General features: G+C 41.8%; 21 protein-coding genes, 2 tRNA genes and 1 riboswitch. Of the genes, 6 read left to right on the forward strand and 17 right to left on the reverse strand.

The features are described 5' to 3' along the window. Window positions 1-276: 276 nt before the first annotated feature. Together AC075L_RS13490 and AC075L_RS13495 are read left to right on the forward strand one after the other, a co-directional pair. A complete protein-coding gene (locus AC075L_RS13490) occupies window positions 277-1,461 on the forward strand; it encodes an iron-containing alcohol dehydrogenase (RefSeq protein ID WP_008705680.1) in 1,185 nt (394 codons plus the stop codon). A gap of 115 nt (window positions 1,462-1,576) precedes the next feature. After that, window positions 1,577-1,649: transfer RNA gene (locus tag AC075L_RS13495), tRNA-Phe, on the forward strand. A 73-nt stretch (window positions 1,650-1,722) separates the two neighbouring features. Here AC075L_RS13495 and AC075L_RS13500 read toward each other — a convergent pair. Further along, window positions 1,723-1,827, reverse strand: a complete 105-nt coding sequence (locus AC075L_RS13500; RefSeq protein ID WP_369122394.1) for a DUF6783 domain-containing protein — start codon at window positions 1,825-1,827, stop codon at window positions 1,723-1,725. 117 nt (window positions 1,828-1,944) lie between these two features. Between AC075L_RS13500 and AC075L_RS13505 the strand changes: the two genes are divergently transcribed. Beyond that, window positions 1,945-3,228, forward strand: a complete 1,284-nt coding sequence (locus tag AC075L_RS13505; RefSeq protein WP_022380750.1) for an O-acetylhomoserine aminocarboxypropyltransferase/cysteine synthase family protein — start codon at window positions 1,945-1,947, stop codon at window positions 3,226-3,228. Between the two features lie 149 nt (window positions 3,229-3,377). Here AC075L_RS13505 and AC075L_RS13510 read toward each other — a convergent pair whose 3' ends face one another. Further along, window positions 3,378-4,517 carry a 3D domain-containing protein gene (locus AC075L_RS13510; protein WP_118408785.1) on the reverse strand — a complete coding sequence of 380 codons (1,140 nt, stop codon included), beginning with the start codon at window positions 4,515-4,517 and terminating at the stop codon, window positions 3,378-3,380. Between the two features lie 170 nt (window positions 4,518-4,687). On the opposite strand from AC075L_RS13510, the gene AC075L_RS13515 reads away from it, so the two are divergent. After that, window positions 4,688-4,921, forward strand: a complete 234-nt coding sequence (locus AC075L_RS13515; protein ID WP_008705688.1) for a hypothetical protein — start codon at window positions 4,688-4,690, stop codon at window positions 4,919-4,921. 170 nt (window positions 4,922-5,091) lie between these two features. Further along, window positions 5,092-5,164: transfer RNA gene (locus AC075L_RS13520), tRNA-Gly, on the forward strand. A gap of 323 nt (window positions 5,165-5,487) precedes the next feature. Here AC075L_RS13520 and AC075L_RS13525 read toward each other — a convergent pair. From AC075L_RS13525 to AC075L_RS13580, 12 genes are all read right to left on the reverse strand, one after another. Beyond that, window positions 5,488-6,672 carry a phosphoribosylaminoimidazolecarboxamide formyltransferase gene (locus AC075L_RS13525; RefSeq protein ID WP_008705691.1) on the reverse strand — a complete coding sequence of 395 codons (1,185 nt, stop codon included), beginning with the start codon at window positions 6,670-6,672 and terminating at the stop codon, window positions 5,488-5,490. A gap of 129 nt (window positions 6,673-6,801) precedes the next feature. Next, window positions 6,802-7,515 carry an IMP cyclohydrolase gene (locus AC075L_RS13530; RefSeq protein ID WP_008705693.1) on the reverse strand — a complete coding sequence of 238 codons (714 nt, stop codon included), beginning with the start codon at window positions 7,513-7,515 and terminating at the stop codon, window positions 6,802-6,804. 71 nt (window positions 7,516-7,586) lie between these two features. Continuing rightward, a riboswitch (ZMP/ZTP riboswitch) is annotated at window positions 7,587-7,667 on the reverse strand. Between the two features lie 91 nt (window positions 7,668-7,758). Continuing rightward, window positions 7,759-8,463 (reverse strand): peptidoglycan recognition protein family protein, encoded by a 705-nt coding sequence (locus AC075L_RS13535; protein ID WP_008705694.1) that lies wholly within the window; start codon window positions 8,461-8,463, stop codon window positions 7,759-7,761. Continuing rightward, a complete protein-coding gene (locus AC075L_RS13540) occupies window positions 8,399-8,593 on the reverse strand; it encodes a hypothetical protein (RefSeq protein WP_476387800.1) in 195 nt (64 codons plus the stop codon). The genes AC075L_RS13535 and AC075L_RS13540 overlap by 65 nt, the downstream gene beginning before the upstream one ends. Window positions 8,594-8,710: 117 nt before the next feature. Continuing rightward, window positions 8,711-10,168 (reverse strand): IMP dehydrogenase, encoded by a 1,458-nt coding sequence (gene guaB, locus AC075L_RS13545; RefSeq protein ID WP_008705695.1) that lies wholly within the window; start codon window positions 10,166-10,168, stop codon window positions 8,711-8,713. A 109-nt stretch (window positions 10,169-10,277) separates the two neighbouring features. Continuing rightward, complete coding sequence (locus AC075L_RS13550) at window positions 10,278-10,781, reverse strand: DUF6106 family protein (protein ID WP_022380754.1); 504 nt, start codon at window positions 10,779-10,781, stop codon at window positions 10,278-10,280. Window positions 10,782-11,141: 360 nt separating this feature from the next. Next, window positions 11,142-12,761 carry a chaperonin GroEL gene (gene groL, locus AC075L_RS13555; RefSeq protein ID WP_025579650.1) on the reverse strand — a complete coding sequence of 540 codons (1,620 nt, stop codon included), beginning with the start codon at window positions 12,759-12,761 and terminating at the stop codon, window positions 11,142-11,144. 131 nt (window positions 12,762-12,892) lie between these two features. Next, window positions 12,893-13,177, reverse strand: coding sequence for a co-chaperone GroES (groES, locus tag AC075L_RS13560; RefSeq protein ID WP_008705701.1), 285 nt, complete (start codon window positions 13,175-13,177; stop codon window positions 12,893-12,895). A gap of 422 nt (window positions 13,178-13,599) precedes the next feature. Further along, complete coding sequence (codY, locus tag AC075L_RS13565; protein WP_008705703.1) at window positions 13,600-14,385, reverse strand: GTP-sensing pleiotropic transcriptional regulator CodY; 786 nt, start codon at window positions 14,383-14,385, stop codon at window positions 13,600-13,602. 371 nt (window positions 14,386-14,756) lie between these two features. After that, window positions 14,757-16,826 carry a type I DNA topoisomerase gene (gene topA / locus AC075L_RS13570; RefSeq protein ID WP_008705704.1) on the reverse strand — a complete coding sequence of 690 codons (2,070 nt, stop codon included), beginning with the start codon at window positions 16,824-16,826 and terminating at the stop codon, window positions 14,757-14,759. Window positions 16,827-16,957: 131 nt separating this feature from the next. After that, complete coding sequence (dprA, locus tag AC075L_RS13575) at window positions 16,958-17,875, reverse strand: DNA-processing protein DprA (RefSeq protein WP_062807261.1); 918 nt, start codon at window positions 17,873-17,875, stop codon at window positions 16,958-16,960. A 20-nt stretch (window positions 17,876-17,895) separates the two neighbouring features. Then, window positions 17,896-19,428, reverse strand: coding sequence for a YifB family Mg chelatase-like AAA ATPase (locus AC075L_RS13580; protein ID WP_008705706.1), 1,533 nt, complete (start codon window positions 19,426-19,428; stop codon window positions 17,896-17,898). Between the two features lie 373 nt (window positions 19,429-19,801). On the opposite strand from AC075L_RS13580, the gene AC075L_RS13585 reads away from it, so the two are divergent. After that, complete coding sequence (locus AC075L_RS13585; protein ID WP_020993399.1) at window positions 19,802-20,017, forward strand: helix-turn-helix domain-containing protein; 216 nt, start codon at window positions 19,802-19,804, stop codon at window positions 20,015-20,017. A 78-nt stretch (window positions 20,018-20,095) separates the two neighbouring features. Here AC075L_RS13585 and AC075L_RS13590 read toward each other — a convergent pair whose 3' ends face one another. The 3 genes from AC075L_RS13590 to AC075L_RS13600 form a co-directional block, all read right to left on the reverse strand. Continuing rightward, window positions 20,096-20,563 (reverse strand): hypothetical protein, encoded by a 468-nt coding sequence (locus tag AC075L_RS13590; RefSeq protein WP_476387801.1) that lies wholly within the window; start codon window positions 20,561-20,563, stop codon window positions 20,096-20,098. A 168-nt stretch (window positions 20,564-20,731) separates the two neighbouring features. Then, entirely contained in the window at window positions 20,732-22,147 is a 1,416-nt protein-coding gene (locus AC075L_RS13595; RefSeq protein WP_008705709.1) for an amidophosphoribosyltransferase, read from the reverse strand. A gap of 208 nt (window positions 22,148-22,355) precedes the next feature. Next, a complete protein-coding gene (locus AC075L_RS13600) occupies window positions 22,356-24,311 on the reverse strand; it encodes a fructose-1,6-bisphosphatase (protein WP_118408788.1) in 1,956 nt (651 codons plus the stop codon). Window positions 24,312-24,403: the final 92 nt, after the last annotated feature.

The following is a 24,403-nucleotide window of genomic DNA, read 5'->3' on the forward strand; positions in this document are numbered from 1 at the left end:
ATATTCTGTCCAAAATCTATAAATTTCTGTCTTTCCGTTTTCTGTGTGCAGAAAATTATAGATATCTGTACTGGAATCTTTCCAAAAATGTCTTCTGAGAACCAGCAAAAATTACTTTCAAATTTTAATTTTTTTATTATTTTTTGACTATTTTTCCATTATTTGCTTTAATATAAAAAGGAAGTCCCACCTACTGCTCATTACATTTTACAATTAAAGCAGAGGACTTACCTGATTCAGTTAACCTTTCAATCTATAGGAGGTCGTTTACATATTATGAGAAATTTTGAATATTATACACCAACACAGGTTCTCTTTGGCAAAGATACCCACCTTCAGGCAGGTTCCCTGCTGAAGAAGTATGGAGCAAAAAAAGTTCTGATCCATTATGGAGGTCAGAGTGCTGTCCGTTCCGGACTGATTGATGAGATCACTTCTAATCTGAAAGAAGAAGGTCTTGAATACATCACCCTGGGTGGTGTCATTCCTAATCCACTTCTTTCCAAAGTCCGCGAGGGAATCGAATTATGCCAAAAAGAACATGTAGACTTTATCCTTGCTGTAGGAGGAGGAAGTGTTATTGACTCTTCCAAAGCCATCGGCTATGGCGTTGCCAATCCGAACAATGATGTCTGGGATTTCTGTCTGAAAAAAGCTGTTCCAACCGGCTGTCTGCCCATTGGTGTCATCCTTACAATTGCGGCTTCCGGAAGTGAAATGAGCAGTTCCAGTGTTATCACAAATGAAGAAACAAAAGAAAAACGTGGATGTGCAAAGACAGATTACTGCAGGCCGAAATTTGCCATCTTAAATCCACGTCTCACCTACACACTCCCACAGTATCAGACAGAAAGCGGATGTGTAGATATCCTCATGCACACCATGGAGCGATATTTTGTAAATATTGAAACTATGGAGATTACAGACAGCATCAGCGAAGCTCTGATGCAGACAGTCATTTACAATGCCCGTATTCTTATGAAAGAACCAGACAATTACAGCGCCAGGGCAGAAATTATGTGGGCAGGAAGCCTTTCCCACAACGGTCTGACCGGATGCGGTACAGGTGGTGGTGACTGGGCATGCCACCAGCTTGAACATGAACTGGGAGGTGTCTACAATGTAACTCACGGAGCAGGTCTGGCAGCTATCTGGGGAAGCTGGGCACGATACGTCTACGAGGTGAACCCTGAACGTTTTGCTCAGTTTGCCACCAATGTATTTGACATTCCATGTGGAACTGATTATAAAGAAACAGCCCTTGCAGGAATTGAAGCAATGGAAAATTTCTTCCGGTCTGTAGAAATGCCCACCAGTTTACATGAACTGGGGCTGGATCTCACAGATCAGCAAATTCATGATCTTGCATTCAAATGCAGTTTTGAGGACACTCGCACCATTGGAGTCTTTAAACAGCTCAATATGAGAGATATGGAAAAAATCTACCTTATGGCAAGATAAAATAAATTTTTGTTATAATTTTCTCTTTTTTCGCAAAAATCGTAAAAATTGCTTGCATTCAAACAATCAATATGCTATTATAGGCCTGTGATACACAACAGTTCACAGACCAAATGCCCAGATAGCTCAGTTGGTAGAGCAGAGGACTGAAAATCCTCGTGTCGCTGGTTCGATTCCGGCTCTGGGCATTTTTTATTTTTTATTATCTTTTTTCTTTTTTTGCTCACGGCTGGTTAGAAAAAGCCTGAGCATTTTTTTATTTCATTTTTTAATATTGTCTTCTCTCACTTTCAGCAGTATAATTTTTCCAGAGTATGTTTGAAAAATGCTTTCCGCAAGATGTGTATCCCAATTTGTGGGAATGATTTTTCAAACACGCTCTAAGACCATCATGAAATTTTGTATCAATATCATCACAATTTTCCCAATATTAATACAATATTTTATTGAAGCAATATTTCACATAAGAAAGGAACTAAACTCATGAGTGACTTTAAAGTCGAGACTAAATGTCTCCATTCCGGTTACACTCCGTCTAAGGGTGAACCATGCGCACTCCCGATTTATCAGAGTACCACTTATAAATATGATACTACTGATGAAATGGGACAGCTCTTCGATCTTAAGGCAGAAGGATACTTCTATACCCGTCTGCAGAACCCCACAAATGATGCTGTAGCAGCAAAAATTGCAGATCTGGAGGGTGGTGTTGCCGCTATCCTTACCTCTTCCGGACAGGCTGCCAACTTCTATGCAGTCTTCAATATCTGCGAAGCAGGTGATCATGTTGTGGCGGCTTCTACTATTTACGGAGGAACCTTTAACCTCCTGGCTGTTACCTTCAAAAAGCTTGGCATTGACTGCACTTTCGTTGACACCGATGCTAGCCCTGAAGAAATTGCAGCTGCCTTCCGTCCTAATACAAAGGTACTTTTCGCAGAGACCATCGCAAACCCGGCCCTGGTAATTCTTGATATTGAAAAATTCGCAAAGGTTGCTCACGAACATGAAGTTCCGCTTATTGTAGACAACACCTTCGCTACACCTGTAAACTGCCGTCCTTTTGAATGGGGAGCTGATATCGTCACCCATTCCACAACCAAATATATGGACGGACATGCTGTGCAGGTTGGCGGAGCTATCGTTGACAGCGGTAACTTTGACTGGGATGCCTATGGACATAAATATCATGGACTGACTGAACCGGATGAATCTTATCATGGTGTTATTTATACTAAACAGTTTGGAAAGAAGGCTTATATCACAAAGGCAACCTCTCAGTTAATGCGTGACCTGGGCTCTATCCCGTCTCCTACAAACTGCTTCCTGTTAAACCTGGGACTTGAAACTCTTCCTCTCCGCGTGGAACGTCACTGCTATAATGCACAGAAGATTGCCGAATTCCTGAATGCCCATGAGAAAGTATCTCATGTAAACTATGCAGGACTTCCTGATGACAAATACTATGCACTTGCTCAAAAATACATGAACGAAGGCAGAACCTGCGGTGTTATCTCCTTTGAACTGACAGGTGGTCGAGAAGCTGCAGTCCGCTTTATGGACAGCTTAAAGCTTGCCACCATTGCAACTCATGTAGCAGCTTCCAAGACCATGATCCTGCATCCCGCAAGCCATACTCACCGCCAGATGAATGATGAACAGCTTGCAGAAGCCGGCGTATCACCGGGAATGATCCGTCTCTCCGTTGGTATTGAAAATGTTGAAGACATCATTGCTGACATCGAACAGGCATTAAAAAACGCATAAAAGATAATTTCAAAAAATCCGAAAGAACTTCTGAAATGATCACAGATATAACAGATCATTTCCAGATTCTTCCGGATTTTTATTTTCAGGTCAAACGGATATTCGCAATCCGCTTTGCTACTTGATTCGGTTAAATTCTTTCTTATTTTCTACTTTAACAAATAAACATCTGTATAATATACCCCTTTGTCCTCCCCTTCCTGATGGGTAGCAACATAAATATCTATACAATTATGTTTAATCGCACCACCACAGTCCTCTGCAACATAAACCTGTCCATTGATCACAACCTTAGATCCATATGGAATCTGTGTAGGGTCCACCGCAATCGTACGGTTTGTCGTAGCAGTCACCCCTGTAGAAGTAATGCCATTTGCCCAAGGGCCACAACAAATACTGCAGGGACAATAATGAGTAATCTTAAAGGTTCCCAGCGGAACCAGTGACGCATCTGAAGACACAGCTACCGGAGTTCCCACCTTCACTCCATCCACAGACTCTCCCTTTGAAGCAGTTACACCATCCACAGCCTCTGCAAAAACGCCTTTGCCCTCACTCTTATGAATCGTTCCAGCTTCTTCACCGTCTACTTTAGCGACCTTTGACTCTTCCGTATTCTCCTCTGCTGCTGTATTCTCCAGAACACTGGTTGGAATATATCCAATGCCTCTTTTTCCATTCTCTTTTTTATAGTAAATCTGACTCCAGATGCCGTTCACTGTAGCCAGGCGCTTCACTTCATCCTCCTGAATGACCTCACCTACTATCTGTCCATCCTTCTTTCCCGGATAATCCAGAATATCACTGTCCTTCAGTGCTATAAAAGTTCCCCTTGCCTGAGCAACCTGATCACTATCATTGATATGTTTTGTGGGCACATAGCCACTGATCTTTTCCGTACCCTTTTTACCCTTTTTCTCATAAGTCACTTTACTCCAGCCATTATCACATACGGCCACTCTCTCTACACCGGTACCAAGATACACTCTTGCAAGCTTCTTTCCGTTTTTCCCTGGCATAGAACGTATATAAGTCGCCTTTGCAGAAACAGAAACCTTATCTGACTTGGCAACTGCAGTTACCTTCTCTCCACTTCCATTATCAATCTCAAAGGTCTGCGGTGTCTTATCATCCTGCTTATAAGCATTAATTGTCCCCTCATAATCCAGAATATCCGCAGAAACTGTTGTTGATAAAGTAAGCATACTACAAACTAATAATGCTAAAATTTTTTTCTTCATAAACTGAGCCTCAACTCCTTTATCGTCTCTCTCCGTCTGTCCTATCATAGCACACCCCCTCCCAATTTGCAATTTTCCACCCCATCCTTCACGGAATCTTCATAAACTATATTGCTTCTATTATTTCTATATGCTATAGTAAAATTATCAGAATTCTATTCTGCCTTACGAAAGATAAGATAAAATATAAATATTTTTTCGTAAAGGAGTGTGATTTTATGACTGCTGTTAAAGAACGTATTATAGGTGCTGTATCAATTATGAGTGATAAAGATGCTAATATCTTCTGGCATATTATTCAAAAACATTTTAAACTGCCTGATACATTCGCAGATATAGAAAAAGTTGAACCCGATGAAACAGATTTAATAATGTTAAAGGAAATCGAAAACAACCCTGACTGTCACGAATTCATTTCTCAGGAAGAATTAATGAAAGAACTTAATATGTAAGTATTGTTCCCTGAAAAGTGCCAATTTCAGCACTTTTCAGGGAGTCATAATTTTTCAATAAAACCATTATATAAAATTTCAAAATAAATAAAAAAACATTTGACAAACTCCACTGCATATAGTATCATATATTTTGTCGCTGAGGTAATCACTCAACTGACATCATAAATGCGATAGTGGCGTAGTTGGTAACGCGCGACCTTGCCAAGGTCGAGACCGCGGGTTCGAGCCCCGTCTATCGCTCTTAAAGCATCAGCTAAGGCTGATGCTTTTTTCATCCCCTTCTATTAACTTTCCATAACTATAGCAATTCCATATCTGCGAATAACATCTATAGCCAATATTCAGTGTGAAAAAAATAATGGTTTGGGGCGCATTTGCAGGAGTCTTAGAAAAAATTAGCGTCAGGAAATCTGCGTTATGTAAAAAAATCTCACTGTCTGAGCCGCATTTGCGGCGAGTTTGAGATTTTTTTACATGTTTTTAGCAGATTCCCTGACGCTTAGTTTTTCTTAGGCTCCGAAACCGCGCCCCAAACCATTATTTTTTTCACACGTCACTTGGATTTAGTGATGGAACAACCTGATACCAGTAAAACTCATCACCATTCCATATTTATTGCAAGTCTCGATCACAGCATCATCACGCACAGATCCACCCGGCTGCGCAATATACTTCACGCCACTCTTATGAGCACGCTCAATATTATCACTGAATGGGAAGAATGCATCAGATCCCAGTGTAACATCCGTCATCTGATCCAGCCATGCACGTTTCTCTTCCTTTGTAAATACTTCCGGTTTCTCTGTGAAAGTTTTCTCCCACATACCATCAGCAAGTACATCCATATATTCATCCCCGATATAAACATCAATGGCATTGTCACGTTCCGCACGTGAAATTGTATCTTTAAATGGCAGATTCAGCACTTTCGGGCACTGGCGAAGGAACCAGTTGTCTGCCTTCTGTCCTGCAAGTCTTGTACAATGTACACGTGACTGCTGTCCTGCACCAACACCGATAGCCTGTCCATCTTTTACGAAACATACAGAGTTGGACTGTGTATATTTCAGGATGATCAGAGAAATCTTCATATCTCGTTTTGCTTCCTCTGTAAGCTCTTTATTCTCTGTCACAATATTGGAAAGCATTGCATCATCGATCTCAAGCTCCTGACGGCCCTGCTCAAAAGTTACACCAAATACTTCTTTGTGTTCCAGCGGAGCCGGTACAAAATTCTCATCGATCTGGATCACATTGTAGTTACCTTTTTTCTTCTGCTTCAGAATCTCCAGTGCTTCCTCTGTGTATCCAGGTGCAATAACACCGTCAGATACCTCTCTCTTGATCAGAAGTGCTGTATCTTTATCACACACATCAGAAAGAGAAATAAAATCACCAAAAGAGGACATTCTGTCAGCACCGCGAGCTCTTGCATAAGCGCATGCTAATGGTGAAAAATTCTTCCAGTCCATATCATTTACCCAGTAAATCTTTGCCAGAGTCTCTGTCAGCGGAAGTCCTACAGCAGCACCTGCGGGAGATACATGTTTAAAAGATGTAGCTGCCGGAAGTCCAGTTGCTTTCTTCAGATTGGATACCAGCTGCCAGCCGTTAAAGGCATCCAGGAAATTGATATATCCCGGTCTTCCTGAAAGGATTTTCACCGGAAGCTCGGAGCCGTCTGCCATATAAATTTTTGCAGGTTTCTGATTCGGGTTACAGCCATATTTTAATTCGAATTCTTTCATTATATAAATCCTCCGTATGAACCAAATAAGTATTTTAAAATTAATTCCTGTAAATAATTTCTTACTGCGAAAGCATCGTCTTATGTTCACAATAATCTATAAGTACTATCTGTACTCAGTAAGTGACTATTATTTATTCTTATTAATGATCTTGCTTTCGTACTTACCTGTCTCAATATCAATATATCTTACAAACAGAGATACTTTGTTATCTTCGTTCAGGCTGTTCCAGAGAAGTTCTGCAAACTCATCCATATCATCCGGAATTGCTACCAATTTCGGTTCGCCTTCAAAGCTTGGAAGTGGATTTCCGTCACATTTATAAGTATGGATGAAATGTCCCTCTCCTGCAATGGCATTCTCGTATGCAAATGTGTATCTGTTACATGCATCCGGATTTCCGTTGTTGCTCTTGAGAATTGACATTGCATAGTTGAATTTTCCGTTCTCTACGTGCATAACACCGGAGATACGAGGTGTATAGTTCGGACCGTCCGGCTCGAATTCTCTGCTTCTTAAGGACTGCTCAAAAGTAAGCTGATGATCCATTCCCTCATAAATGGTATCTGTCTGATCTCCGTTAGTTACGATTGTTTTGTTTCCCAGTACACGTACAGGTGCATAGATGATCAGACTCGGATCTGTAAGTTTGGACGGATCAAACGCCTGGGTACGGATTCCCTCACCATCCTCTACAAATACTCTGTTTCTGCTGTTCTCGCTTCTGCCCATGATGAAATAAGCTGTCACTGCTTTCTTACCGTCTGCGGAACGTCCAATCACAATTCCTCTGCCAGGATAGGAATTCTCTTTCAGTTCTTTTTCCAGTGATAACATTTCCATAATTTTTCTCCTTTTCGTTAAAAATAAGGTTAAAAAAAGCCTGGGAAACCTATTTATTCATTGAATAATTTCCAGGCTGCCCAGGCGGTCGGCTCATATACTCGCTGCACTCCCTGTAGGTAATCCTACTTCCGCCAGTCATGCAGGCACTGTCGTGAAAAAAAATCACACGTTGTTATTATAGTACAATACTTCTTTGTGGATTTCAAGGCAAATTTTTTTGTACTGTGCTGAATTTTCGTTTTACTGAACATCCTGCAAACCATAATCAACATCAATCTGCGCCGCAATATCCGATTTCATCTGTATCCATGCATCCGGATTCTCCACATAATATTTCGGACAGTTTTTTCCGGTAACATCGTAATGCCGGATCACGTTCTCTGATGTAAGCCCAAACCGCACACACAACCACGCAGAAAGCTTCACTGCCGAATCATAAGTTGCCTCATTGAATTTCCCCGTCTCATCCGGATGACAGCACTCAATGGACAAAGTATCTACATTACGTGAGTTCGTCGCATAGGACATCTCTGACGTAGGAATACACTGCACCACTTCCCCATCCAGCCCCACTACAAAATGACTGCTCACCTTTGTGTCATGAGTAGTCGCCAGATTCTCAAAGTAGTTCCTGTTTGCAATGGCTGTTGCCCCCGGATTTGCAGTATAATGAATGGCAATATACTGTACACTCTCAATGGGAATCTGCGGTCTGGAATATTCATTCGGCGTCAGCAGTTCCACATCTATGTACGGCGCCCCTTCTTTTTGCCATTGTTCCGGTCCGCCTGAAGAATCCGCATTATCTGTTCCTGACTGTTCCGCATCAGAAATCATCGTGTCAGAATTATGTAAAAAGTCCCCAATACTCCATCCATTTTCACTGGCCCGATTTATTATGATCCACCCACTCAGAACTATGATCACGAGCAGCATAAGGCTCATAAGAATTCTCTGATTTCTCTGCCTTATTCTGCTGCTCTTTCGTCTTTTCGACCTGCTGTTTTTCTTTTTTACTGCCAGTTTTTCCTGTTCTGGTATCTGTTTTTTTCTTTTTGTTTATATGCTTTTGCATTTTTACCTTCTCTTACGGGATTTTACTCCCTGCAAAAAATACCCCGGCCGGCATGCCTGGAAATCTTATTTCTTTCCATCAGCAGCCAGCCGGGGCATATATTACACCTGAAATTTATTATTTGTCATCTACGCTATAGTTCGGAGCTTCTTTTGTGATATGAATATCATGTGGATGAGATTCCTTAAGAGATGCAGCAGAAATCTTGATGAATCTGCCTGTTTCTTTAAGCTTCTCAATAGTTTCTGCTCCACAATATCCCATACCGGAACGGAGACCGCCCATGAGCTGGAATACAGTATCCTCAACATGTCCTTTGTAAGCAACACGTCCTTCTACGCCTTCCGGAACAAGTTTCTTCGCATTCTCCTGGAAGTAACGGTCTTTACTTCCGTTCTCCATAGCTGCGATAGATCCCATACCGCGGTATACTTTATATTTTCTGCCCTGATACAGTTCGAATGTTCCCGGGCTCTCGTCGCATCCTGCAAACATGCTTCCCATCATGCAGACATTCGCACCGGCTGCGATTGCCTTTGTGACATCTCCGGAATACTTGATACCACCGTCTGCAATGATCGGGATTCCGTATTCTTTTGCAGCTTCGTAGCAGTCCATAACAGCAGTGATCTGCGGAACACCGATACCTGCAACAACTCGTGTGGTACAGATAGATCCAGGTCCGATACCAACCTTAACTGCATCTACACCAGCCTCGATCAGAGCCTTTGTCGCAGCACCTGTTGCTACGTTACCTGCGATTACCTGCAGTTCCGGATATGCTGCCTTGATCTCGCGTACAGCCTTCAGAATGTTCTCTGAATGTCCATGTGCAGAATCAATTACGATTACGTCTACAGATGCCTTTACAAGTGCATCAACACGTGCAAGTACATTAGCAGTGATTCCTACCGCAGCACCGCAGAGAAGACGTCCCTGCTCATCCTTTGCAGCCAGAGGATATTTGATCTGTTTCTCAATATCTTTAATAGTAATTAAGCCTTTTAAGTTAAAGTCATCATCTACAATAGGTAATTTCTCTTTACGTGATTTTGCCAGAATCTTCTTGGCATCTTCCAGTGTAATTCCTTCTTTGGCTGTGATCAGTCCCTCAGAAGTCATGCACTCTTTGATCTTCTTGCTGAAATCTGTCTCAAACTTCAGATCACGATTAGTAATGATTCCGACCAGTTTTCTGCCCTCTGTGATCGGCACACCGGAGATACGGAACTTTGCCATTAACTCATCTGCGTCCTTAAGTGTATGTTCAGGAGATAAATAGAAAGGATCTGTGATAACACCGTTCTCAGAACGTTTTACCTTGTCTACCTCTTCTGCCTGCGCTTCAATGGACATATTCTTATGAATAATACCAATACCACCCTGTCTCGCCATAGCGATTGCCATGCGATGCTCGGTTACTGTATCCATTCCTGCACTCATCATAGGAATGTTCAGTTTAACCTTCTTTGTTAAGTAAGTTGTGACATCTACCTGATTCGGAATTACCTTTGAATATGCCGGAACTAACAGCACGTCATCAAAAGTAATGCCTTCACCAATGATAGTACCCATTGCATTTCCTCCCTTGCGTATATGAAATTAAATTACTATTGTAATGTAAAAAGGAACCAGCAACTGGTCCTTTTATTTTCAACAAGTGTAACAAAAATCAGATTCTATGTCAATCCAAAAAAACTTTGCTCGGTGCTGAATTTTTCATAGCCTGTGCAAGTGCCTCATCCGGTTCCAGAATGATTTTGCATAAATTTCCGTCCAGTCTTGTGATAACACCAAAGCGTTTATGCTCCGGATTTCCTGATGAAAAGTCCAGTACTTTCATGTTCTGGTTTCCGTTGTAATAGTCCATTCTGTGGGAATCCAGCGGTGCTGCCAGATCTGCTTCTGATAATTTGAAGCTCTTTACTTTCTTTCTTTTTGTCTTTGACATGATCATGTCGATGTCAAAATCGCCATTGATAAACAGATATTCATATTCTACATCTGTTTTCGGGATTACAAAATAGCATGCAATTCCAAGCGCTACGGCAATGATCAGTGCCAGCGGTGTGATGATAAGTCCGGCAAATACTGCCAACACTGTCAAAACGATCAGACCGTATTTGAGCAGGCTGTCTTTAGCCGTCTTATCTTTCTTTACCAGTAATTCTGAATACAAGTCGCCCATTGTTTCGTCTCCTTTTCATTTGTTCAGCTGTTGAAAGCAGCTTTTTTTGCACAGCATATTTAACAATTATATTTTATTCATCATGCTGTTTTTCTGCATTATATCACAAAACGGAACCATCGTCTATGACGACGGTTCCGTTTCACATATTCCACCTGTACTATTGTTACTGTTCACACACCACTGTTCCGCGAGGTGTTTTGGCATGAATATGCCAAAATCCCGAGACATACAAGCCAAAATTCCATTGCCGCAGGCAATCTGGAATGAATTTTGGCTATGTTACTGTGAACGGAGTGAACAGTAACATACTATTTTTATCTGAGCATACTGCGGTATAATTTTATCGTTTATTAAAAATTACATCATTCCCATTCCAGGATTAGCAGCTGGTGCAGGTGTGTCTTCTTTGATAATTGCAACAGCAGATTCTGTTGTAAGTAATGTAGATGCAACACTTGTAGCATTCTGAAGAGCACTTCTTGTAACTTTTGCAGGATCAAGGATACCTTCGCTTACCATATCTACATATCTTTCGTTCAAAGCATCGAAGCCGATTCCCGGTTCGGATTCTCTTACTTTGTTGATGATTACGGAACCTTCAAGTCCTGCATTTGCAGAAATGCGGAACAGAGGAGCTTCCAGAGCTTTCAGGATGATATTTGCACCTGTCTTCTCGTCACCTTCCAGAGTTGCTGCAAGTTTTGCAACTTCTTTGGATGCGTGGATGTAAGCAGATCCGCCACCTGCGATGATACCTTCTTCTACTGCTGCTCTTGTAGCTGCAAGAGCATCTTCCAGACGAAGCTTAGCTTCTTTCATTTCTGTCTCAGTGGAAGCACCAACACGGATAACAGCTACGCCGCCAGCCAGTTTTGCAAGTCTTTCCTGTAATTTTTCTTTATCAAATTCAGATTTTGTTTCTTCAATCTGTCCACGGATCTGAGCAACACGGTTTGCGATTGCATCTTTGTCACCCATACCGTCAACGATAACTGTGTTCTCTTTTGCAACTTTAACAGATTTTGCACGTCCTAACTGCTCCATAGTTGCGTCTTTCAGTTCCAGACCAACTTCTTCGGAGATTACCTGGCCGCCTGTAAGGATTGCGATATCCTGAAGCATTTCTTTTCTTCTGTCACCATATCCCGGAGCTTTGACAGCTACTACCTGGAAGGTTCCTCTTAATTTGTTTACGATCAGAGTTGTAAGAGCTTCACCCTCTACATCTTCAGCAATGATAAGAAGTTTCGCACCAACTTTTACGATCTGCTCCAGTAATGGAAGGATTTCCTGGATGTTGCTGATCTTCTTGTCTGTGATCAGGATATATGGATCTTCCAGATTTGCTTCCATTTTTTCCATATCTGTTGACATATATGCGGATACATATCCACGATCGAACTGCATACCTTCTACAAGGTCAAGTTCTGTGTGCATTGTCTTGGATTCTTCTACTGTGATAACGCCATCTTTGGAAACTTTTTCCATAGCATCTGCTACTAACTGTCCAACAGTCTCATCGCTTGCGGAAATAGATGCAACGTTTGCGATCTGTTTCTTGCCGCTGATTGTCTGGCTCATGTTCTTGATTGCTTCTACAGCTACATCTGTAGCTTTCTTCATTCCTTTTCTGAGGATGATCGGGTTAGCGCCTGCTGCCAGGTTTCTCATTCCTTCGTGAACCATAGCCTGTGCAAGAACAGTAGCTGTTGTTGTACCATCACCTGCTACATCGTTTGTTTTGGAAGCAACTTCTTTGATCAGCTGTGCGCCCATGTTTTCAAATCCGTCTTCCAGTTCAATTTCTTTTGCGATTGTAACACCGTCGTTTGTGATAAGCGGAGCACCGTATGGTTTGTCAAGAACTACGTTTCTTCCTTTCGGTCCTAATGTTACTCTTACTGTATCAGCTAATTTATTTACACCAGCTTCAAGAGCTGCTCTGGCTTCTGCGCCGAATTTAATTTCTTTTGCCATGATAATATGACCTCCTGATTCAAATTTTGATCTCTATGAATTCTTTCTGATACTTAGCCGGTATTTCATGTTACATCCTGTAAATATTATCTTATAAGTATCTTCATTTATGTTTTCTATTTTGATATTGCTTATTTAACAATTGCAAGAATATCATTCTGTTTTACGATAATGTATTCTGTGCCATCCATTTTTACTTCTGTTCCTGAATATTTGGAGTAGATAACTTTATCACCTACAGCTACTTCCATTTTTACTTCTTTGCCGTCAACAACTCCGCCAGGTCCTACAGCTACAACTTCTGCCTGCTGTGGTTTCTCCTGTGCCTGTCCCGGAAGAACGATTCCGGATTTTGTTGTTTCTTCTGCTTCAACCTGTTTTAATACAACTCTGTCACCTAAAGGTACTAATGTCATGATCTATATCCTCCTTTATTCTCCAACTAAAGCTTTCCTGTTACCGTACTCTTTCCGTTATTGCAAAATATCCGGTAACTGTTTCGGCACTCTGTCTAATTCTGCCGTTTTTTGCTAGCACTCATTTACTTCGAGTGCTAATCACTGTCCTTATATTATTGAAAATGAGTCGATTTCGCAAGTGCTTTTATCATTATGAAATAATCTATATTCTCTTTTTTACTTATATATTCTCTTTTTTTCTTTTGTTTTCTTAATTTACAAATAATTTTGTCATATCTTCCTTGTCTTTCACACTCAGTTGAATTGTCTTCAAATACATTAATTAAGAGGCTTGCTATAATTCTTGTAACATAATAAAAAGACCGTCCACCATACAGCAGACAGCCTTCTTGCATTCATTATTTATGGAAGCTTCTATATCAGGATTTCTTATTTCTCTGAGCTTTAATCTCTTCCAGTTCATCAAAAATGACTTCATTCAGCACTTTAATGTAGGTTCCTTTCATACCGGAAGATCTGGATTCGATCACACCGGCACTTTCAAACTTCCTCAAAGCGTTTACGATAACAGATCTGGTGATTCCCACGCGGTCTGCGATCTTACTTGCAACCAGGATTCCCTCATCTCCGTCAAGTTCATCAAAAATATGGATGATTGCCTCCAGTTCGGAGAAAGATAAAGTATTAAACGCAGATTTCACTACCTGCTGCTTTCTGTCCTCCTCAGCATTCTCTTCATGAACCGCTCTCATCATCTCAAGCCCTACAACGGTTGTTCCATATTCACTGACAATAATATCTTCAATGTCATATGGTTTCTCATAACGATACATAAATACAGTACCCAGTCGTTCCCCTGCAATATCTATCGGATTAATGATTCCCTGATAACTGCTTGATACATGTTCAAATCCCAGTGTCTGAAGATTTACATTCTCTTTTGTTGACAGGACACCCAGAAATCTCTCGTTTAACAGGGAATCTACATATCCGCCAACCTTGTCCTCGATCAGTTCAGTGATCTCCTCTACTCCCGGGCATAAACTGACACCCAGAACCTTTCCTTTTTTACTGAGAACCAGAATGTTGGAACTCAGTGTCTCCATCAGAACCTGACAGATGTCATTAAATACCACTTTGCTGGAACTGCTGTTATGCAGAAGTTTATTAATTTTTCTTGTTCTATCCAGCAGCTGAACACTCATATTGTCCTCCTTTCACCCTGTACATATCCGAAATCTTTCTGTCATTATTTCATAAATGAGCAGTCACTTTCTTTTGCTCGCAAGGAAGATTCAGACACACATGGTCATTAACATTACTGATACTTTGATTTTACACGTTTTAAAGTCAAATTACAAGACAAATTTTACTATTTTTTTATTTATTTTTGCTTTTCTGAAAATAGATTCCTTTTATAATATTATTCAATAAATATCATCATCAAAAATTCAAAGGATTGAAGACAAAAAGTCAGAAAGTCACTGACTGTAAGACAAAAAACGGAACTGTTGCATTAATGAAATTCATTTTCAACTGCTGCAACAGTCCCATTTATAACATTTACAATCCGTTATTATTCTTTCTCGTCCTTTGCCTCTACATATCCACATGTCTCCTGGCTGCAGACAAGCTTATTCCCCTTTTCCACCATATAGCTTCCACATTTCGGGCATTTCTTTGCTGATGGTTTCTGCCAGGACATGAAATCACAATCCGGATTATCCTCACATCCGTAGTACTTACGTCCTTTTTTGGTTTTCTTAAGCACAATCTCTTTTCCACATTTCGGACATGCCACCCCGATCTTCTCAAAATATGGTTTGGTATTTTTGCATTCCGGAAATCCCGGACATGCAAGGAATCGTCCATGAGGACCATATTTGATCACCATATGTCTGCCACAGTTTTCGCAGATCACATCTGTCACTTCATCCTGAATATCAACCTTTTCAAGTTCTTCCTCTGCAGCATCTACATCCTTCTTCAGATCCGGATAGAAGTTGCTTACTACTGTCTTCCACTTTACAGTTCCTGCTGCCACACAGTCCAGAAGCCCTTCCATAGTCGCAGTGAAGTTTACATCTACAATACTCGGGAAAGCCTGTTTCATAATATTATTGACAACTTCCCCCAACTCTGTAACATACAGGTTCTTCTGTTCTTTTGCAACATAACGGCGGCTGATGATCGTTGTGATCGTCGGCGCATAGGTACTTGGACGTCCAATCCCCAGTTCTTCCATAGTCTTGACCAGAGATGCCTCTGTATAATGTGCAGGCGGCTGCGTGAAATGCTGTTCTGGTTTCAGTTCCTTAAGACTAAGCTTCATTCCTCTTTCAAGACTCTGATTCAGAACATTTCCTTTTTTCTGGTCCTCTTCATCTGTGTATACAGACATAAATCCGTCAAATATGATCTTGGAGGCAGAGACTGTAAAAATATACTGGTCTGCACCAATCTTGACAGATGTTGTTTCGTATTTTGCAGGAGCCATTCTGCTGGCCGCAAAACGTCTCCAGATAAGCTGATACAGTCTGAACTGATCTCTTGAAAGAGATTCCTTCAGTACAGCCGGTGTACGGCTGATGTCTGTAGGACGGATCGCTTCGTGAGCATCCTGGATCTTCTGTCCCTTTTTCACAGCTTTCTCAGACTTTGAAACATAATCCTCTCCGTACTGAGCAGTGATATATTCTCTTGCAGCAGCATCTGCTTCCTCCGAGATTCGGGTGGAATCTGTACGCAGATAAGAGATCACACCTACCGTTCCATTTCCTTTGATATCAATTCCTTCATACAGCTGCTGTGCCAGACGCATTGTCTTCTGTGTGGAAAAGTTTAAGGTCTTGGCTGCTTCCTGCTGTAAGGTACTTGTAGTAAAGGGAAGCGGTGCATTCTTGATCCTCTCGCCTTTCTTTACTTCATTGATCTCATATTCTTTATCTTTCAGAGAGGCCAGAAGTTTATCCATTTCCTCTTTGCTGTGGATATCCATCTTTTTATCTGTTCCATAGAACTTCGCCTGCAGCGGTTTCTTCTCACCCTTCACCTGAAAATCTCCCTCCAGGCTCCAGTATTCTTCCGGAATAAACGCATTGATCTCATCTTCTCTGTCACAGATGATACGAAGCGCAACAGACTGTACGCGCCCCGCACTTAAGCCTCTCTTGACTTTTGCCCAGAGAAGCGGGCTGATGGTATAACCTACCATACGGTCAAGCATACGTCTTGCCTGCTGTGCATCTACCAGATCCATATCCAGGTCTCTGGCCTGTTTGATCGATGATTTTACTGCTGTCTTGGTAATCTCGTTAAAGGTAATCCTGTGCATCTTCTTCGGATCTTCTTTTAATGCCTGCATCAGATGCCAGGAAATTGCCTCTCCCTCGCGGTCAGGGTCAGTTGCAAGATAAATCTTGTCTGCTTTCTTTGCAGCCTTGCGAAGCTTTGCAAGCAGTTCTCCCTTTCCTCTGATCGTTATATATTTGGGTTCAAAATCATGCTCAACATCAATTCCGAACTGACTCTTCGGGAAATCACGGACATGTCCGTTAGAAGCTTCCACATCGTAATTCGCACCGAGAAATTTCTTTATTGTTTTCACTTTTGCAGGTGATTCTACTATCACCAGATATTTCGCCATGCTACCTCTCCTAGTCGTAATCTGTTATTCTTCACAGTGTCCCTGAACGGGCACATTGCCTGACAGCGATATTGTTACATATGAAAATCGCCCTGCGCCGCAGAAACGTGAAGCACAATAATCATAAATCGTCAACTGTCTTTTACATAATAATGTCTCCCGCTCTCTCTTATGAGCCCCCGCAGTGTCAGTTCCACAAGACAGTTGCTTACCTGTGCCGGGGAAAAGCCTGTTTTTCTCACAATGTAGTCGGGATTTTTTGGTCGTAAATCGAGACAACTATACACCATATTCAAATCTCTTGCAAGTCCCAAGTTGTTTTTTTCACCGTTTTGTGTTACTTTTTCCATCGAAATTCCAAGTTCTTCCAGCATAATTTCCGGACAGTATGCAATCCCTGCACCGTCGTAGATCAGCTTATGACAGCCTCTGCTGAGTTCATCTGTCACTGCCCCCGGAATCGCATAGACCATCTTTCCCTGTTCCAGTGCAAATCCCGCAGTGATCAGCGAACCGCTGTTTTCTTTTGCTTCCACTACCAGAACCGCGTCTGACAAAGCACTGATGATCCGGTTTCGCGCCGGGAAATGCCAGGAAACAGGTCCTGAACCCAGTGGACATTCACTGATGATCCCACCATTTTCCCATAAGATCCTCTCATAGAGTTTTCTGTTAGATTTCGGATAGCATACATCAACACCACTTCCAAGCACCGCAAATGTAGGCATCTTTCCTTCCAGTGCGCCTTTATGTCCTTCTGAATCAATGCCAAGTGCCATACCGCTGATAATCTGGACTCCAGCTACACTTAACGCTTTCGCATACCGGAATGCCTGCATCCTTCCATAAGGACTGCACATTCTGGCACCGATCACTGCCACCGTTCTTCTCTTAGGATCAGGAAGTCTGCCTTTTACATAAAGCTTTGCCGGCATGGAGGAATACTGCTTCATTATCTGAGGATATTCCGGATCTGATTTCTCAATACATCGTATCTGACCTGTACTGTATTCTTCTGTATGATTATTTTTCACATCAGTTCTTTCCATATAAAATACCTCACTGACCTTTATTTTATGACCGAATCTTTGTCAAATGCCCTGTACGAAAGTGCTTCTCCGATATGATGACCGGCAATCATTTCTTCCCCTTCCATATCCGCAATTGTTCTGGCTACCTTCAGGATCCTGTGATAGGATCTGGCACTGAATGCGATTTTTTCAAAGGCTCTTGCCAGAAGTCGGGATGCGCTGTCTGTAAGAGGGCAGAATTTATCGATCAGACTGCTCTTCAGCTGCCCGTTAAAATTTATTTTCTCATCTTTATACCGTTCTTCCTGGATCTTCTGTACTTTTTCCACTCTTTTTCTGATAGCAGCGGAATTTTCTCCCTTTCTTCCACAGTGAAGCTGTGAAAAAGAAACCGGCGGTACCTCAGTGCTGATATCAATTCTGTCCAGAAGAGGGCGACTGATCTTTCCCATATAATGTGTGATCTCACCTGCTGTACAGGTGCATCTGTTTAAATCCGGATAATAACCGCAGGGACAGGGATTCATCGCTGCACATAACATAAAATCCGCCGGAAAGTTATAAGTTCCGCTTGCTCTGGCTATCTGGATCACTTTATCCTCCATGGGCTGTCGCAGAAGTTCCAGACTTGCTCTGGAAAATTCCGGCATTTCATCCAGAAAGAGTACACCTTTATGCGCAAGAGTGATTTCTCCGGGTCTGGGATTACGCCCGCCTCCTGCAATTGCCTGCGGAGTACTTGTATGATGAGGGCTGCGAAATGGTCGCTCATCGATCAGCGGATGTTCTCTTGAAAGAAGTCCTGCAATACTGTAAATTCTGGTAAGCTCCAGCTTTTCTTCAAAGCCAAGCCCAGGCATGATCGTCGGCAGTCTTCTGGCAAGCATGGTTTTGCCCGTTCCCGGAGGTCCGATAAGGAGAAGATTGTGAAATCCGCTTACTGCAATTTCCGCCGCTCTTTTTGCCCCTTCCTGTCCTTCAATGTCTGAAAAATCCATTCCCATATCTGTATTTATAATAGAAGGAATTTCTTCCTGTATTTCCCTCTTCAGATAGGGTTCCGGATTCTTAAGACACTCGACCAGTTCCCGTAAATTTTTTACTCCTGCTACCGGCACATCCCTGATCAGTCTTCCTTCTTTCAGATTCTCATAGGGAACTACGCAAAAACGACTGCCCAAACTTCTTGCACACAACACAATCGGCAGGATTCCGGATATCCCATGGATTTCTCCGTCCAGACCGATCTCCCCTGCCATCATAACTCTGCTGACAACCTGAGGGCTGATCATCTCAAAAGCAGCCAACACTGCTGCTGCCACCGGTACATCAAAACCGGCTCCCTCTTTCTTCATGTCTGCAGGAGCAAAATTGACGGTAATTCTCTTTGGTGGAAACTGATAACCATTATTCTTGAGGGCTGTGCGTACCCGTTCCTGCGCTTCCTTTACCTGCGCAGAAGGAAATCCTACCATGATAAAGGAAGGAAGTCCGTTACTTACATCAGCTTCTACCTGCACAGGGCATACTTCCACCCCAAAAATTGCAGCTGATAATACACTTGCAAACAAATATAAACTCCTTTCTTCCGGCATAAATCTCCCCCGATATTTATGCTCACCAAAAAATATATAACAATTCGTTACTGTTCACTCCGTTCACAGTAACGTAGCCAAAATTCATTCCAGATTGCCTACGGCAATGGAATTTTGGCTTGTATGTCTCGCCAAACAGCGGACGACTGAATAGTTACATCACTTAACTTGTATTGGAAATTATTTCAGAAATCAGATTTGAAAAAAGATTATTTTTATAATAGACCATTTTGCTCTGTTTTGCAACCGTTCATTTTGTTCTGTTTTATACTTTTTTCAGTACATAATCTGCGAAGGCTTTTCACAGATCATGTTTGGGAGTACACTACAAAACAGAGAGGTGAACTATATGAAATTTCAGCGTATTCAGGATTTACGTACAGATGCTGACATGTCACAGAAACAGCTCAGCGAAATTCTTCACATCAGCCAGCGTTCCTACTCTCACTATGAGACAGGTTCACGCAATATCCCGGTTGAAATGCTTATCAGACTGGCAAATTATTACGATATAAGTGTTGATTATCTGGTAGGACGCACTGATAAAAAAGAGATGAATAAATAAGTAAAATCACTTTTTTTAATATAAAAGGATTCCTGTAACTGTTTATGTTACTGAATCCTTTTATATTTTTTGTATCTTTTATTCTTTTATCATAACAGTATCCACAGAAGGATGGACTTTTGCACCCTCCGCTTTTGTTTTTGTCTTAATATTCACATAAAGACGACCATTATCAAAGGTAAGATAACCCTTTGCTACATTTCCCAGCGAGTCTGTAAACGAGAATCTGGTTGCATTTCCTGCGACGGATTTCTTTACTTTTGCCTTGCAGGTAGCTGTCTTTTTCTTATTTGTCTGTGAATAAGTAAAGGTAACCGACTTCTGACTGAGTTTCTTAATTTTGATCTTAACCCTGCCGTTCTTACTGCGCCAGGTTCCCAGATAATCCTCCGGGTTAAAAACATAAGCCCGTTCCAGAACCGGTGTTGGCGTTGCCGTAGGAATCGGTGTTGGGGTAGGTGTGGGCGTAGCTGCAGGTGTCGGTGTTACAGTGGGAACTCTTTCCAGTGCCGCGATCGCTTCTGCTTTTCTCTGCTCTCTGTCCACATTCTTTCTGTGTTGAAGCAGCAGAGTGCCTGCCAGCATAAGCAGGATAAACAGGATAATTACAATTATCAGAAGTTTTATAAGTCTTTTTTTCTTTTATTCCGTTTCTGTTTCCCGTTGTTTGTTACCGACAAATCTGCATCTCCTCTTCTGTTTCTTGTTCGTTACTTATTCTTTTCCATCCCAGCAATAGGTACAGAGTTTACATGGTGAAATTCCAATGGAAGCTTTCAGATCATCAAGTCTGTGGAATTTCAGTGATGTGAAATTCAGCTCCTTACGAATTTCTTCCAGCATTTCTTTATAATTTGTTGAATTTGGATCTGCATAGTCTGCCAGGACTTTATCACTGACATTCTCTCCCTCACGTTTGGCGATCACACGTCTTGTGATCAGATCCATCTCTGATTTTGAACGTGAGAAATTCAGATATTTGCATCCATAAAGTAAAGGCGGACACGCAGGACGGATATGTACTTCTTTCGCACCATTTCTGTAAAGAAATTCCGTCGTTTCTCTTAACTGTGTTCCACGTACAATAGAATCATCAATCATCAGAAGACTCTTATCCTTGATCAGGCGATGTACAGGAATCAGCTTCATTCTTGCGATAAGATTTCTCTGGCTCTGCTGTGTAGGCATAAATGATCTTGGCCAGGTTGGTGTATATTTGATAAACGGACGGGCAAAAGGCACACCGGACTGGTTCGCATATCCGATTGCATGGGCAATACCGGAATCCGGAACACCGGCTACAATATCGGGATTTACTTCTCCCCTGTCTCTCCTGGCCAGCATATCACCGCAATGATAACGCATTTCTTCTACATTTACACCCTCGTATGCCGAAGTAGGATATCCGTAATATACCCAGAGGAAAGAACAGATTCGCATCTCTTCCCCTGGTTTCTGCAGGGTTTCCACACCGTCCGGAGTCACTGCAACAATTTCTCCGGGGCCCAGTTCTTTCAGGTCTTCATATCCAAGATTCAGGTATGCAAAGCTTTCAAAAGATACACAACAGGCATCTTCTTTCTTTCCCACGATCAGTGGAGTCCTTCCCAGACGGTCACGTGCTGCCAGAATCCCCTTTGGTGTCAGGATCAGCATGGTCATGGAACCTTCTATCACTTCCTGCGCATAACGGATTCCCTCAATCATGTTGTCTTTCTGATTGATCAGTGCAGCTACCATTTCTGTGGGATTTACGCTTCCTCCACTCATTTCCAGAAAATGAGTGCATCCGTTTTTAAAACAGTTGGCAATCAGTTCATCCATGTTATTGATCTTTCCAACTGTGGTAATTGCAAAGTTACCAAGATGAGAGCGCACCAGAAGAGGCTGAGGTTCATTATCTGAAATACATCCGATTCCCAGATTTCCCTCCATCTCACCAATGTCACCATCAAATTTGGTCCTGAACGGCGCATTTTCAATGTTATGAATCACGCGGTCAAAACCACGTTTCTTATCATACACTGCCATTCCGCCTCTGCGTGTTCCCAGATGGGAATGATAATCAATTCCGAAGAAAAGGTCCAGAATGCAACTGGACTTTGATGCTACTCCAAAAATTCCACCCATTATCGTATTCTCCTTTTGTTCATCATCTTCAGGCAACTTTTATCATAATCCTCTTCGATAATCCATTTAAAAAGATTACTATAGCCCGTTTCATAACGTTTTCCTTCACTATAACAGTTCTTATCCTGCCAAATTGCTGTAAAAACAGTTATATCACACAACACTCCCATTATATAGAATGAAAATTTAGAAGTAAAGAGTTTTAATCTTATTTCTTTTCCTTGATGATACCTGTTCTGTATGCATCCAGCAGCTGGATCAATTCCTGTATTCTCTCTTTCAGCGCATGACCTGTATCTGTATCACCCACAAGCTGGCGTCTGGACATGTAGCTGACTGCCACGCGGTTCGATACAATATCAGTCTCTCTTGCCACAGCATCTGCTTTGGACGTAAACGGTTCATGAGCAGTAAGATTCAGTCCATAGGAATTATAGATCAGCGTATATCCGGCAATTCCCGTTACTTTCTGATATGGCTTGGAAAAACCACCGTCAATCACGATAACCTTTCCATCACATTTTACAGGACTTTCTCCTTCACTCTGGTGTACCGGAACATGGCCATTGATGATATGCCCTTTTTCCGGATTCAGACCAAATTCACGAAGCATATTATCTACCACTTCTTCATTCTCCCAGAGGCGGTAATAAGCATTCTTCTTCTCTTCATGTGTAGAAGAATCCTCTATGAAATATCTTTCAAAAGTACTCATCTTGCTCTTGCCAAACAATGGTGAATTCGGAGCTGCCCAGATATACCACATAATATCTCTGCCCTTCTTCTGTTCTTCTTTTCCTACAGAATAGAATGCTCTGCGCACATAGGTTTCCAGTACATCATACAGTTCTTTTCCCTTGTAGCTTTTTCCATAAATCTGTACTTCCCGGAATGTTCCGTCTTCATTCAGAGGAATGCTTCCATGAAACAGAAGATTTCCGTTATATACTGTATAAAGCCCGCCTTTGTCAAGTAGGAGACGGATGTGGTTTTGCAGTTTTTCACAGTTTCTGAATGCAGAGGACAGTTTGTCCATAACTTCTTTTTCTCCGGCTGTAAGTTCGTATGGATGTTTCCAGTCAATAGTCGGAAAATTATTGTCGCGAAGCGGATATTCTTTTCCGTCAGGCAGTGTGATCGTCCCTTTTTCCGGATTGATCCGATGAAGAAGTGCTCTGTCTTCCATCTGGAATTCTTTATGTCTGCGCACCAGTTTACCTTCTAATTTAAACTGGATCACAGCAATAGCCTTGTGCATTTTTTTGCCCAGTTCTTCCTCAAGAACATTATAATTGGAAGCACCTTTCATGGCAAAAATCTCGCAGGGATCATCCTTATACGCCTCCATCACAAAGGTCGCCAGAGGAAGCATATTGATTCCGTATCCATCCTCAAGAATATCCAGATTTCCGTAACGGATACTGTTTCTTACCACTGTTGCAATACAGGCTTTCTGTCCTGCTGCCGCACCCATCCAGACAACATCATGGTTTCCCCACTGAATATCCAGGGAGTGATACTGCATCAGGCGATCCATAATGAAATGTGGAGCAGGACCTCTGTCATAAATATCCCCCAGAATATGTAAATGATCCACGACCAGACGCTGGATCAGTTCTGCAAGCGCAATGATAAAATTCTCCGCACTGCCGATCTCAATGATCGTATTTACAATGGAATCATAATATGCCTCTTTGTCAAGAACCTCCGCTTTCTCTGTGATCAGTTCTTCAATCACATAGGCATAATCTGCGGGAAGAGCTTTTCGTACTTTGGATCTGGTATATTTGGAGGCTGTTGTCTTACAGATTTCAATAAGACGGTAGAGAGTGATCTTATACCAGTTTTCCATATCTTCTTCTGTATCTTTGACAAGATCCATCTTCTCTTTCGGATAATAGATCAGAGTTGCCAGAGAACGCTTATCATTGTTACTTAATGTATGTCCAAACACATCATCAATCTTCTTCCTCACTGCACCGGAACCATTTCTGAGCACATGTGAAAACGCCTGATACTCTCCATGAAGGTCTGACATAAAGTGTTCCGTTCCCTTCGGCAGATTCAGGATTGACTGAAGATTGATAATCTCCGTAGATGCCTTTCCGATTGTAGGATAAATTTCTGCAAGTCTCTGTAAATATCTAAGTTCGTCTTTCTTCATATCCATCTCCTGTTATCATATATTATGATGTCAGGGCATTTTATGTTGCTGTCTGCACCATGCCCTGCAACACACTTTGCGGTCACAGAATT

It is taken from the genome of Blautia sp. ZXY-1-B12 (assembly GCF_056339915.1).